The following is a 12,431-nucleotide window of genomic DNA, read 5'->3' on the forward strand; positions in this document are numbered from 1 at the left end:
ATCAGAATATATTTAGTTTATGAAAACGCTATCAATAAGTCAATTATTAATTTTCAAAAAATAACATCATTTGCGATTGTGGTCGTCTACCTCATACCAAAAAGAAAATCCCCCTTACTTTTGAGGTAAAGGGGCGTCAATGTCGTTTGGCTGATAGGTGTCAGTAGGCTTTTTAGGACGAATAATAAACATAAATAAAACTAGGAATAAACAAAACACGACTAATCCTGGTAAGGGTAACTCATGGATTAAGCCGCCGAAAGCTGTGTAAACAATAGCTGGTGACATATTCATTACCGCTGATTGTTTCACATAATCACGATAATGCTTAGACTCTTCCATTACATAAAACGAAAGCGCATGGAAGTGAACAAACGGCATAATACGCAATAAAAGTAGCTGCCATATAGTTAAACTCGTTTTTGATCCGAGAAGCTTTTCTTTCACCATTTTTAGCTTGTCATATACTTTTGGAAATCGCTCAATGAGCCAATAAAACGTTAGACTTACTCCCATTAAGCCAACATATGAAAAAATCATTCCGTAAAAGAGTCCAAATACATAACCACCTGCTAGCGTCACAAGCAATACAGGTAGAAATAGCACAGGACGTAAAATATGAAGAATTATAAATAATACCGGTGCCAACCAGCCAGCAGCTTCAATATAGGCGAGTGCGTCTGTTAGTAAGCCGTCCATCGTCATGCCTCCTCTTTACCATGTGTATGCTACAACGATGTGTAAATGAACAACCCTACAGCTAATTGCAGAACAACAAGTGCCGGTATTCCATATTTAAATGAAGGCTTTCTTGTCTTATGGCGAAAACTATACATACCTGCTAGTAAGCCAACACTACCACCAACTATAGCTAATAAAAATAGACTCTTTTCTGGTATTCTACTTTTTTGATGGCGGGCATTGTGCTTATCCATACCCATTACAATAAAAGTAAAAACCGAAAGCAAACTAAGATAAACAAGCATTGATTTATTTCTCCTATATACTTTAAAAAAGTACAGCCAGGTGGCTGTACTTTATATTAGTTATTTAAGCTAGCTTTCGCTTGGTCAGCTAATTGAGCAAATGCTTTTTCGTCATTTACAGCAAGTTCTGCAAGCATTTTACGGTTTACATTAATTTCAGCAAGCTTTAATCCGTGCATTAGACGGCTGTAAGAAAGACCGTTAATACGCGCTGCTGCATTAATACGTGTAATCCAAAGCTTACGGAAATCACGCTTTTTCTGACGACGGTCACGGTAAGCATACTGAAGTGATTTCATTACTTGTCCTTGAGCGGACTTGAATAACGTATGTTTGGAACCGTAATACCCTTTAGCTAGTTTTAAAACCTTTTTACGACGACGACGAGCGACATATCCACCTTTTACTCTTGGCATCGCAAATCCCTCCTTCTATCTGAACGAACAGTTTATTTTTTCTTGTATGTTAGCATTTGACGAATACGTTTGAAGTCTCCAGAATGAACAATTGCAGACTTACGTAATTTACGCTTTTGTTTCTGAGATTTGTTACGGAACATGTGGCTAGTATACGCGTGTGAACGCTTTAGCTTGCCAGTCCCAGTTTTCTTGAAACGCTTTGCAGCGCCACGGTGAGTTTTCATCTTAGGCATAATAACGTCCTCCTTTTAACTAATCCTAAAAACTAAAATTATTTCTCCGCTTTTGGAGCCATAATGAGAAACATGCTACGTCCTTCCATCTTTGGACGAGATTCAATAGTGGCAATATCTTCACATTCTTTTGCAAGACGCTCTAGTACATCACGCCCGATTTGAGAGTGTGTAATCGCACGACCGCGAAAACGAATAGAAGCTTTTACCTTATCGCCTTTTTCAAGGAATTTACGTGCATTTCGTAATTTCGTATTAAAATCGTTGTCTTCAATCGTTGGACTAAGACGAACTTCTTTAACAGTAATTACTTTCTGCTTTTTACGTGTTTCCTTATCTTTTTTCTGCTGCTCATAGCGATATTTTCCATAATCCATGATACGGCAGACAGGCGGTTTCGCATTTGGTGCCACGCAGACAAGGTCAAGATTTACTCTTTGTGCCATTTCCAGTGCTTCATGCTTTGATTTCACGCCAATTTGATCGCCATTAGCGCCAATTAAACGTACTTCTCGAGCTCGAATCCCTTCATTGACCAACATGTCCTTGCTAATAATGAGCCACCTCCAGTGGTTTTTGTGATGCAGCTAAAGCAATATAAAACGTCGATACGCAAAAAAATGCAGGTACACACGGCACCCACATTTAATCAGCTTATTAAATAAAAAACTGACGATTTCTAACCTGACAACCATTGTCAACAGGTGAGAAGCGGGTGCTTCTTCTTGCTTTATTTGACTAACACAAGTGCTAATATACCATTATTTTTCACCCTTGTCAACGTATGTTCTCTTTATTCGTACCGCAACGCATCAACGGGATCCAATTTAGCAGCTTTATTAGCCGGTAGTAAACCAAAAATGACCCCAACAACAATAGAGAACGTTGTAGCAATTGTAATTACAGGAATGGAAAGTGCAACGTCTAAATCAAACCCATTTCCAATTAACACGACGAGTAGGCTTCCAATCAAAATTCCCATTAGTCCACCTAAGAATGTGAGTACGACCGATTCAACGAGAAATTGTAGCATAATTTGTCCTGTTGTCGCCCCCATTGATTTACGAATACCAATTTCCCTTGTTCGTTCTGTAACGGAGACAAGCATTATATTCATAACGCCAATCCCACCAACAAGTAAAGAAATGCCTGCAATCCCACCAATAATAACCGTTAAAATTTGTGTTATTCCAGCATCCGCTTCTAAATATTGGCTGACATCATGGCTTTGATACGCATCAATCGTATCGTGGTTCGTATTCAACGTATACATGACATCGGCAACGGCCCATTCCGCTTGTTCAACAGACGCTGCGGAAATACTCAAACCTGAGTATCCTTCTCTGAAGAAAATTTGTTTCCACGTTTCATATGGCATAATGACTTGTTCATATTCATAACTAAGAATGCTTTCCGATGGAGCTAGCACTCCAATAATTTCCATTGGGTAAGCGCCAATTTTCATCGTTTGGCCAACAGGAGATTCATATGGAAACAACATTTCTGCTAATGATGAACTAATGACTACTTTTCTCGTACCTGCTAAAAAATCAATGGGCGTTAACAACTCACCATCCATCGCTTCATATTGGTAAAGATCAAAGTAATGCATATTTGTGCCAATAATATCGGCTTCGCTCTCCATTTCTCCAACGCTTAACGTCCGGTAGTCAGAGGCTGTAGCAACAACTGACTGCACATCTGGTAATGCTTGAATATCTTCTAAGTCTTGTTCGGTATATTGCTGTCCAAACCATATATTTGGGTTCTGTGCTTGATCTTCCTCTGAAGGTTCAAAATAGACGGTGCGAATGTTTTCGACACCAATCATTTGCTCTTTTAGCTTTTGTTCTGCTCCTTGCCCGATAGCAACAACAATGATAACAGCAGCAACACCAATAATGATTCCTAGTGTCGTTAATATAGCGCGCATCTTTTGGGCAGCAATAGAACTAAAGGCCATTTTTATATTCTCGATAATGTTCACGTTTTCAGTCCTCTCCCCAATACGTTACGATGCGGCATCGTTAATTTTACCGTCACGTACGTATACAACTCGATCCGTCTGAGCAGCTACCTCGTTTTCGTGGGTAATAATAACAACCGTCGTACCTGCTTGATTGAGCTCTCGTAATAAGCGAATAATGGCTTCACTTGTTTTCGTATCAAGTGCTCCTGTAGGCTCGTCAGCAAGAATTAAGGATGGTGAATTTACTATTGCCCGGGCAATAGCGACACGCTGTTTTTGTCCACCTGAAAGAGAGGTGGGCTTGTAGTGAACACGGTCCGCTAAGCCCACTTTAGCAAGGGCAGCAAACGCTCTTTCCTTACGTTCTTTTTTCTTCATTCCACTATAAATTAATGGTAGCTCAACATTTTTCCAAGCAGATTGCCGTGGGAGTAAGTGGAACTGTTGAAACACAAAGCCAATTTTTTTATTACGAATTTGCGCAAGCTGTCGCGGTGTCTGTCGATCAATTTTTTCACCATCGAGTATATACTGACCTGTAGTTGGTTTATCGAGACAGCCTAAAATGTTCATAAGCGTTGATTTACCAGAACCGGAAGGACCCATAATCGACATAAAACTCCCTTTCTCAATCTGTAAATCAATTGGAGAGAGCACTTGCGACCAAGAAGGACCTAAGCGAAATGATTTCGTCACTTGATTTAACGTAATCACAACTCATCATCTCCTTCTTGCTCCTCTAATTCTCCAGTCTCATCTTCTTGATCCATTTCATCGAAATCACCTTCTTCAAATTCGCCCTCTTCAAATTCGCCCTCTTCAAATTCGCCTTCAATAAATCCTTCTTCATAAAATTCTTCTTCATTGAATTCACTTACCGTAATCGTCATTCCTTCTGTAACCATTTGCATATAGTCTGCAATCACAAGATCTTCTTCTGTTAGGCCCTCTATGATTTTCACTGAGTAATCATTCGCGTAATCAATTTCTATTTCACGACGAACGGCAACGCCGTCTTCATAAACAAAGACAAAGCTCCCCACCTCATCATATTGAACCAACTCCATATCCAGCGTCAGGCCCATCTCTTCACTCGTCACAATTTCCGCCATCACTTGATAACCAGGACGTAAATTTTCCGTTTCTCCCTCGGTTATTTTAATCGTTACAGGGTATTGCGAACCAGACGAATCTCCATACCAATCATCACCCTCTGTTGGAAAATAGGATACATCAATCACTTCACCAGACCAAAATCCGTCTTCAATTGTATCGGAATAAATAGACGCAACATGACCGAGCTCCACATCCAACGATTGTCGCTCTGACACATTTCCTGTAATTGTAAATTGAGTCGTATCGGCGATTTCCATTAAAGGCAACGAGTTTCCTAAATCGTCTGTATTTCCACCTTGATCGTTGATGCTCAGCACTCTTCCGTTAATTGTACTCGTTAACGTCAGCTCTCCTTTTTGCTTTTTCGCTGTTTCTAATTGATTTTGCAGACGTGAAATGGCATAGTTTTCCGCTTTTTTTTGATCTGCCAATTCTGCCAGTTCAGCATCTAATTCAGCAACCGTTACAAGAGGTTCTATTTCCGTCCGATCCCCTGTTTCTTCATCTTCAAGATAGGTCGGTTTAACGTCAGGTCCGTTTTTCCGTTTTGTTATCTCCGCCTCTGAAGCAGTTAAATTACGGATCGTCGTTTGTCCTTGTTCAATCTGTAACTCAAGATCTTGAATTTCAAAATCAATTTCTGTGGTGCTGTATTGTAAGATTGGCGTACCTTCTTCTACTTCATCACCCACCTCGACAAGCACTTGATAGGAACCTTGTTCAGTAGAAGGTTGCACGACTTGTCGATTCACTAGCTCAAGTGATCCTGGCACCATCACGACCGTACTCAAATCCTCATACATAGGCGAAATTAAATCAAACGTTTCCTCATAACTACTTACAGCCAAATCTTTTCCCTTTGTCATACCATAAACCGTAAATGTACCAACAGATGCAACAACTAAACTAGCAATGATCCCCTTTTTCCAAGATTTCATGTTACATCATTCCCCCTACTACTTGAAAAATAAATACTACTGCATACATACCTATACCAACTGCAATCGCAACAAATCGTTCAAATGCTGCAGTTCGAATTAAACCGATCACAATTAAAATGATAAAGAGCAACGTCGATATTTCTAAACTTGCTAAAAAGGGATAGAGAATATGCTCTTGATTGACAAACACCGTTGGTGCTGTGTACATATAGCCATATGTTCCGGCGATCGTGTTCATAATCATGACATACAAAAAGCCTATACCTACGACGAGTGTAGCAAACACCGTCATGGAATAGAGAGTCCCATACGTAGTATCCCGATTGTGCATTTTCGCAAACGCAAACAGAAGCAGCGAAAGAAGAGGTGGAACAGCAGCAAATACTCCTAAAACAGCAAGCCATACAATCGCGTTCGTCACAAATGAATCTATATTTATACTTGAGAGTGGATCGGGCTCATAGTAATAGTCGTCCATGTACATATCCTCACCATAAAATTCACCCGTTTGAGATGGAACAAGACCACCTTGTCCTGCTAAAACAGGAATAAGTAAGCCAATAAGCACGATAGCTAAAATAAAAAACATTGGTCCGAGCGCTTTAGGTTCATAACGAATGCGATCAAATTGCTTTATAGGGCTTATAATAAATGAAAAAATATTTGGTTTTTTATAATAATTAGCTTCCTCCATATGGTGTAGCTCACTTCGTTGCTCCATTACACGATCCCCTTTTTTCTTTTTATTTCCTTAATTATACAAGCATTTCATAAAAAAAGGGGCGACTTTAGAAAAACTTTAGAATTTTTTTGTTTAAATGATCACTTTTTAGGGAATAGTATTCGATTAAACATAATGAGAATTGATCCGTTAAAAAACGCCGTCCCCTTATAAGGAGCCGGCGTTTGCATTTATCTATATCATTTTAATGGTTTCTGTAATGTTTATACTCTTGTTCACCGACTGCACAATTGGACAATTTTTCGTCGCTAACTGCAACGCTTTTTCCAATTTCTCGAAATTCGCTTGAGCGCCTTCAATGATGAAGGTTAGATGGACTTCCGTCACTTCATTTACATTCGCTTCATTTCGAACAACGTCGGCTTCTAGATTAATTGATTTGTACGAAATGCGCTTCTTATCCAAAATGGTTCGAAACACGCCTCCGCTACAGACGGCAATAGACGAGACAAGTAGTTGGAATGGCCTAAATCCAGCAGATTCATCACCACTTATATCGAGCTTTCCGTACGGTAAATCAATTGTGTACCCGATATCTTTCATTTTATAGTTAAGCAACCTAAATCACTCCTATTCTCTACTTCTAGTATACGTTACTTCTAAAAGAAAAAACAGTCTATTCATTCCTTAGAAATAGACGTATCATCGTACCTATACTGTTTATATGGAGTGATGCTATGTTTGGTCTTGAACAAAACCGCGTTTCCCTTTCCCTACACAATGAGCTGTGGAAAGAAGGTTTCCAAAAGGAGAAGCAACGATTAAGTACGATTCTTTATGCGTTTACTCCTACGATTGAACACATTGGTTCTACAGCCATCCCTGGTTTAAAAGCAAAGCCTATACTTGACATTTGTATTGGCATCGACACTCTATCACTTTTTCATCAATTTCCATTTGAGACACTTCAAAACGATCACTTTCACCGCTTAAAAAATGTTCAGCTTGACGACCGCTTTGTTTTAGCTAAATTCACCGATCAAACGTACACAAACAAATCGATTGTTTTGCACATTGTTGAAAGAGACTCAACTACTTGTAGCACCCTTCTCTTATTTCGCGATTATTTGAGAAACAATCAGGATGTCGCGCTTTTATACGAACAGCTTAAACTGTCATTAGCGAAACAATTCCCCACAGATCCAAAGGCATATACAGATGGGAAAAAAGCATTTGTTCAAAAGATCTTAAAAAAGGCTGGTGACCACCGATGAACGTTGTCGAACTTACCGGAAAACACATTACCCACTACCAATCAAATGTACTATCCTTCCCCCTTGCACTTACAAAAGAAGCTACTCACATTCAACTAATGGCTCTGCAAAAAGGCAACAAAATTGGCATGCATAGAGCGGCAACGTCCCAACGACTATACTGTGTAAGTGGCTTGTTAGAAGTACGTAATGAATTCAGTCTTGAATTAGTCAAGCCTTTTCACTTTGTTGAGTGGGAACGAGGTGAACTTCATGAAACACTTGCACTAGAAGACGCACAAATCATCGTCATCGAAACCATTTCATTTAGCTAGTGGAAATTGATGCCAGACCATTAAAATTCATTTAAGAGATTGTAAAAAGGCTGGCATTAAGAAATCTCAATGCCAGCCTTCATTTTTACTTACGTGCCTCCGCTTTAATCATGTCGACAAACGTTTGTAACGCTTGTGATTCAGATTGACTTTCACCATATTTACGAATATTAACAGTGTCTGCTTCTAGTTCTTTATCACCTAGAACAAGCATGTAAGGAATTTTTTGCATTTGTGACTCACGAATCTTGTAGCCGAGCTTTTCGTCTCGGTCATCAATTTCTACGCGAACACCAACGGCTTGCAATGCTTCTTGTACTTGTTTCGTATAGTTTAAGTGCACTTCATTTGAAACCGGAATGAGTTGAACTTGTACAGGTGCTAACCATGTTGGTAAAGCCCCTTTGTATTCTTCGAGTAAGAAGGCAACAAATCGTTCCATTGTGGAAACAACTCCACGGTGAACGACAACAGGACGATGCTGCTTCCCATCTTCTCCTACATATGTTAAATCAAAACGCTCAGGGAGCAAGAAATCAAGCTGAACAGTTGATAACGTTTCTTCTTTCCCAAGTGCGGTTTTCACTTGAACATCTAGTTTCGGACCATAAAAAGCCGCTTCACCAATCGCCTCATAATAAGTAGCACCGAGAGCATCCATTGCTTCTTTTAACATGGATTGGGCTTTAGTCCACATCTCATCGTCATCAAAATACTTTTCTTTATCTTCAGGATCACGATAAGATAACCGGAATGAATAATTTTCTAAACCAAAATCTTTGTAAACTTCTTGAACAAGACGAACAACACGAACAAATTCATCTTTAATCTGGTCAGGGCGACAGAAAATATGTGCATCATTTAGAGTCATTCCTCTTACACGCTGTAATCCTGAAACCGCTCCTGACATTTCATAACGATGCTGCATTCCAAGTTCAGCAATGCGTAAAGGAAGCTGACGATAGCTTCTCATATCTTGTTTATAAACCATCATATGGTGTGGACAGTTCATTGGACGGAGCACGAGGGTTTCGTTATCCATTTCCATCGGCGGAAACATATCATCGCTGTAATGCTCCCAGTGACCTGATGTTTTGTATAGTTCAGATGAACCTAGAATCGGTGTATACACATGCTGGTAACCAAGACGCTCTTCTTTATCGACAATGTATCGTTCAATAATACGACGAATTGTCGCACCTTTAGGCAACCAAAGCGGCAACCCTTGTCCTACTTTTTGGGATAACGCGAAAATACCGAGCTCTTTTCCTAATTTACGGTGGTCACGCTCTTTTGCTTCTTCAAGCATTTGTAAGTGAGCTTTTAAGTCTTCTTTCGAAAAGAAGGCCGTTCCATAAATCCGTTGTAACATCTTATTTTTAGAGTCACCACGCCAATAAGCACCTGCTGTTGACAACAGTTTAAATTCTTTTATTTTGTTCGTTGAAGGGACATGGATTCCTCGACATAAATCAAAAAACTCACCTTGCTTATAAATCGTAACCTTTTCATCCTCTGGAATGGCTTCAATTAATTCAAGCTTATACGGATCATTTATTTCTTTAAAGCGAGCAATGGCTTCTTCTCGACTAACAACTTCACGAATGATTTCTAAATTCTCACCAACAATCTTCTTCATTTCTTTTTCAATTTTTGGTAAGTCCTCAGCTGTTATAGACTCATCGGCATCAATGTCATAATAGAAGCCCCCCTCAATAACTGGTCCAACTCCGAGCTGCACGTTAGGGAACAAACGTTTCACTGCTTGAGCTAGTAGATGGGCGGTACTATGACGCATGATCTCCAGTGCTTCTTCTGAAGATGCTGTAACGATTTCAATCGTGCCATCGTTTGGTAGTGGTGTCTTCAAGTCGATCAAATCGCCATTCAACTTTCCTGCTAACGCTTTTTTCTTAAGTCCTGGGCTAATTGAAGCTGCGATCGCTTCTGTAGATGTACCACTTGGAAATTCTTTTTTAGCTCCATCTGGAAATACAAACTCCATGTGTATTCATCCTTTCTTCTTCGCTTTTTTTCAAATAAAAAAACACTCGTTCCTCTAAAAAGGGACGAGTGTGGTTTCGTGGTTCCACCCTAATACAATACTCTACATACACATAACGGTTGCGGGCCGGCTTCGATTACTTGTTTTCACCGAAGCAGTTCAAAGGTGGTAATGATTCAATCGTACTTAGGAGCTTCCAGCCTAGACTCCATTCTCTAGTAAGCCATCATTTGAAACATCTTGTCCTTCTCATCACTTTTTGCTTTACTTCTTCACATTATACATAGACGCATAGGCAGAATGCAAGTCTATTTTCGTCTTCTTACTTGCTTGTTGTCGCATACCGTTCGAATGGATACACTTTTAACCGCTCTTGGTAAATGGATTGAATGAGTAAAATGGTATGATGGTCCGGCTGTTTTGTGAACAAGTAGATGTATTCTGGGGACATTTCAATGAGGGCAAGAATGAGGTACTCCATTTTCCCTGCAACCGTATGGTCGCCTGTTCTTTCAGCCATATAGAAGTGACATTCATCCTTTGTTAGTTCTCGAAATGCATCATCATAAAAACGGAACGTCTCATCGTGCACTAGATAAATAACACGCCGCTTCGTTTTTTGCTGTCCAACAGTCTGACGAATGACATCAAGAGTTGTTTGATGTTCTTGTTCTAGCCAATATTCGTCCACCGCTAATTCTAAACAATCCATCACAATTTCCGTGTATGCTTTCATTCTGAATGTTAGAAACGGTTCATAAAAAAGTGAATCCTGTGCCTTCAATTGGTATAAAAAAGCTGTATAGAGCGCTGTACATCGACTGCTTGCCAGCCTTTTACTAACAACGTCTTCTCGATCTTCGTTTAACATCGCTTGCGCAATGGAGATCACTTGTTTTTGTTCTTCTTCTACTAAATTGTACTCATTATAGGCAAACTGGTTTAGCAAAAGGTGTTCCTTTGTTTCAATGACATCTTCTGTTAAAAGCGCTGCTAAAAAACTATAGTAAGGGTCATCTGATTGATCTGTCTCATCGGTAAGGAGAAACCGTAGTTCATTCCCTTCTCTTTGTTCCATTGTGGCATTTATGCCGAGTTCATGAAATTGTTTAATGGATTTAGCTATTTTTTTAGCTAGTCTATCATAATTGCCTTTGTCTTCAAAATAAATTGCAAGCAAACTCAAGTCCCCCTAACATCCCGCATACTCTTCTTTCTTCACACTTTACTTTTAACGTATGTATTAAAGAGAAGAAACATGCCTTCCGAATGCAGAGGCTATTATAAAAAATAAATGCCCTTGAGCGCCAAGCACTCAAGAGCATTTACATTCGTTAATTTTGCATGACAAAATCTTTATCAACAGTCTCATCGCCTTCAAAACGGTGAAGGATGTCATACTTTGTATTTCGCTGAGCTGGAATCTTACCAGCTTCGCGAATCAGTTTTAGGGTTAAGTTGGAATTGACCTTATGTGTTGTGTTCGCAGCAGACACAACATTTTCTTCCATCATCGTACTTCCAAAGTCATTACAGCCAAAATGCAATGATTTCTTTCCAACTTCAGGGCCCATTGTTACCCAAGAAGACTGGAAATTAGCAATGTTATCAAGGAAAATACGAGAAATTGCCACATTCTTTAAATAGTCTTCAGGCGTTAATTTTTCTAAACGTCGTAAACCTGTGTTTTCAGGCTGCAATAACCATGAAATAAACGCAGTAAAGCAACCTGTTTCGTCTTGAGCATCACGAACGCGTTGTAAATGAAGCGCCCGCTCCTCGAATGACTCGCCAAAACCGATAACCATTGTTGCTGATCCAAACATACCGACTTTTTTTGATGCCTTCATGGCTTCTAACCATTGATCGGCAGTTACTTTCAAACGGCTAACACGCATTCTTGTTTCCTCTGTAAGAATTTCTGCGCCACCGCCTGGCATTGAATCAAGTCCTGCTTCATGAAGTTCACGCAATACATCTTCAACAGACATATCCATTACTTCTGCTATCTTCCATATTTCAGCTGGCGAGAACGAATGCATCCAAATGTTAGGAAACCTTTTTTTGATTCCTTTTAAGAGGTCTGTATAATAATCGAGTTTTAAATTGGGATTGGTTCCACCCTGCATTAAGATTTCTGTTCCACCAACGTCTTCTGTTTCTTTTATTTTTTGAAAGATTACTTCATCATCAAGAACGTAGCCGTCTTTATGATTTGGCGGACGATAAAAGGCGCAAAACGAACAATACGTATCACAAAAGTTTGTATAATTGACATTACGTCCAATTACAAATGTTGTCACTGGCTCAGGGTGCCATTGCTTCATTATTGCGTCTGCCGCTCGTCCTAATTTATCTAAGTCATCACATTTATAAAGTTCCACAGCATCTTCCATGGAAATACGTTCGCCGTTAACGGCTCTTTCTAGAATCGCATCTACGCTCATCTCTTGTACCCCCAAGCACAAATAAATAGTCTAGTAGTCTCTATA

15 protein-coding genes and 1 other annotated feature are annotated in these 12,431 nt (G+C 39.6%); of the genes, 2 read left to right on the forward strand and 13 right to left on the reverse strand.

Annotated elements, in window-relative coordinates; translation table 11 throughout:
* Positions 1-114: 114 nt before the first annotated feature.
* From FPV17_RS14725 to FPV17_RS14770, 10 genes are all read right to left on the reverse strand, one after another.
* A complete protein-coding gene (locus FPV17_RS14725; RefSeq protein WP_035397691.1) occupies positions 115-699 on the reverse strand; it encodes a TVP38/TMEM64 family protein in 585 nt (194 codons plus the stop codon).
* A 29-nt stretch (positions 700-728) separates the two neighbouring features.
* On the reverse strand, positions 729-986 hold the full coding sequence (locus FPV17_RS14730) for a DUF1294 domain-containing protein (RefSeq protein ID WP_035397689.1): 258 nt from the start codon (positions 984-986) through the stop codon (positions 729-731).
* A 56-nt stretch (positions 987-1,042) separates the two neighbouring features.
* A complete protein-coding gene (rplT, locus tag FPV17_RS14735) occupies positions 1,043-1,402 on the reverse strand; it encodes a 50S ribosomal protein L20 (protein WP_035397687.1) in 360 nt (119 codons plus the stop codon).
* Between the two features lie 32 nt (positions 1,403-1,434).
* On the reverse strand, positions 1,435-1,638 hold the full coding sequence (gene rpmI, locus FPV17_RS14740; RefSeq protein ID WP_035397685.1) for a 50S ribosomal protein L35: 204 nt from the start codon (positions 1,636-1,638) through the stop codon (positions 1,435-1,437).
* A gap of 38 nt (positions 1,639-1,676) precedes the next feature.
* Positions 1,677-2,180 (reverse strand): translation initiation factor IF-3, encoded by a 504-nt coding sequence (gene infC / locus FPV17_RS14745; RefSeq protein WP_035397683.1) that lies wholly within the window; start codon positions 2,178-2,180, stop codon positions 1,677-1,679.
* Between the two features lie 66 nt (positions 2,181-2,246).
* Positions 2,247-2,371, reverse strand: a sequence feature (ribosomal protein L20 leader region).
* A gap of 60 nt (positions 2,372-2,431) precedes the next feature.
* On the reverse strand, positions 2,432-3,625 hold the full coding sequence (locus tag FPV17_RS14750; RefSeq protein WP_035397681.1) for an ABC transporter permease: 1,194 nt from the start codon (positions 3,623-3,625) through the stop codon (positions 2,432-2,434).
* 24 nt (positions 3,626-3,649) lie between these two features.
* Positions 3,650-4,321, reverse strand: a complete 672-nt coding sequence (locus FPV17_RS14755; RefSeq protein WP_035397679.1) for an ABC transporter ATP-binding protein — start codon at positions 4,319-4,321, stop codon at positions 3,650-3,652.
* Positions 4,318-5,661, reverse strand: a complete 1,344-nt coding sequence (locus FPV17_RS14760; protein WP_035397677.1) for an efflux RND transporter periplasmic adaptor subunit — start codon at positions 5,659-5,661, stop codon at positions 4,318-4,320. Before FPV17_RS14760 ends, FPV17_RS14755 begins: the two co-directional genes overlap by 4 nt.
* Position 5,662: 1 nt before the next feature.
* Positions 5,663-6,385: a YIP1 family protein gene (locus FPV17_RS14765; protein ID WP_035397673.1), complete on the reverse strand. Its 723-nt coding sequence runs from the start codon at positions 6,383-6,385 to the stop codon at positions 5,663-5,665.
* Between the two features lie 195 nt (positions 6,386-6,580).
* Entirely contained in the window at positions 6,581-6,964 is a 384-nt protein-coding gene (locus FPV17_RS14770) for an OsmC family protein (RefSeq protein WP_318251696.1), read from the reverse strand.
* A gap of 119 nt (positions 6,965-7,083) precedes the next feature.
* On the opposite strand from FPV17_RS14770, the gene FPV17_RS14775 reads away from it, so the two are divergent.
* Positions 7,084-7,620 carry a GrpB family protein gene (locus FPV17_RS14775; protein WP_035397671.1) on the forward strand — a complete coding sequence of 179 codons (537 nt, stop codon included), beginning with the start codon at positions 7,084-7,086 and terminating at the stop codon, positions 7,618-7,620.
* Positions 7,617-7,934 (forward strand): hypothetical protein, encoded by a 318-nt coding sequence (locus tag FPV17_RS14780; RefSeq protein ID WP_035397669.1) that lies wholly within the window; start codon positions 7,617-7,619, stop codon positions 7,932-7,934. Before FPV17_RS14775 ends, FPV17_RS14780 begins: the two co-directional genes overlap by 4 nt.
* 85 nt (positions 7,935-8,019) lie before the next feature.
* Here the strand turns inward: FPV17_RS14780 and thrS are convergent, their stop codons facing one another.
* The 3 genes from thrS to mqnC form a co-directional block, all read right to left on the reverse strand.
* Positions 8,020-9,939 (reverse strand): threonine--tRNA ligase, encoded by a 1,920-nt coding sequence (thrS, locus tag FPV17_RS14785; RefSeq protein WP_144559341.1) that lies wholly within the window; start codon positions 9,937-9,939, stop codon positions 8,020-8,022.
* Between the two features lie 322 nt (positions 9,940-10,261).
* Positions 10,262-11,119: a sporulation protein YtxC gene (ytxC, locus tag FPV17_RS14790; protein WP_035399041.1), complete on the reverse strand. Its 858-nt coding sequence runs from the start codon at positions 11,117-11,119 to the stop codon at positions 10,262-10,264.
* A gap of 154 nt (positions 11,120-11,273) precedes the next feature.
* A complete protein-coding gene (gene mqnC / locus FPV17_RS14795) occupies positions 11,274-12,386 on the reverse strand; it encodes a cyclic dehypoxanthinyl futalosine synthase (RefSeq protein WP_144559342.1) in 1,113 nt (370 codons plus the stop codon).
* Positions 12,387-12,431: the final 45 nt, after the last annotated feature.

It is taken from the genome of Shouchella miscanthi (assembly GCF_007725405.1).
Classification (GTDB): Bacteria; Bacillota; Bacilli; order Bacillales; family Bacillaceae_D; genus Shouchella; species Shouchella hunanensis.

What these genes read in the sequence shown, in the direction of transcription:
- FPV17_RS14725 (WP_035397691.1), bottom strand. Translation starts at nt 699, where the DNA reads ATGGACGGCTTACTAACAGACGCACTCGCCTATATTGAAGCTGCTGGC.
- FPV17_RS14730 (WP_035397689.1), bottom strand. Translation starts at nt 986, where the DNA reads ATGCTTGTTTATCTTAGTTTGCTTTCGGTTTTTACTTTTATTGTAATG.
- rplT (WP_035397687.1), bottom strand. Translation starts at nt 1,402, where the DNA reads ATGCCAAGAGTAAAAGGTGGATATGTCGCTCGTCGTCGTCGTAAAAAG.
- rpmI (WP_035397685.1), bottom strand. Translation starts at nt 1,638, where the DNA reads ATGCCTAAGATGAAAACTCACCGTGGCGCTGCAAAGCGTTTCAAGAAA.
- infC (WP_035397683.1), bottom strand. Translation starts at nt 2,180, where the DNA reads ATGTTGGTCAATGAAGGGATTCGAGCTCGAGAAGTACGTTTAATTGGC.
- FPV17_RS14760 (WP_035397677.1), bottom strand. Translation starts at nt 5,661, where the DNA reads ATGAAATCTTGGAAAAAGGGGATCATTGCTAGTTTAGTTGTTGCATCT.
- FPV17_RS14765 (WP_035397673.1), bottom strand. Translation starts at nt 6,385, where the DNA reads ATGGAGCAACGAAGTGAGCTACACCATATGGAGGAAGCTAATTATTAT.
- FPV17_RS14775 (WP_035397671.1), top strand. Translation starts at nt 7,084, where the DNA reads ATGTTTGGTCTTGAACAAAACCGCGTTTCCCTTTCCCTACACAATGAG.
- FPV17_RS14780 (WP_035397669.1), top strand. Translation starts at nt 7,617, where the DNA reads ATGAACGTTGTCGAACTTACCGGAAAACACATTACCCACTACCAATCA.
- thrS (WP_144559341.1), bottom strand. Translation starts at nt 9,939, where the DNA reads ATGGAGTTTGTATTTCCAGATGGAGCTAAAAAAGAATTTCCAAGTGGT.
- mqnC (WP_144559342.1), bottom strand. Translation starts at nt 12,386, where the DNA reads ATGAGCGTAGATGCGATTCTAGAAAGAGCCGTTAACGGCGAACGTATT.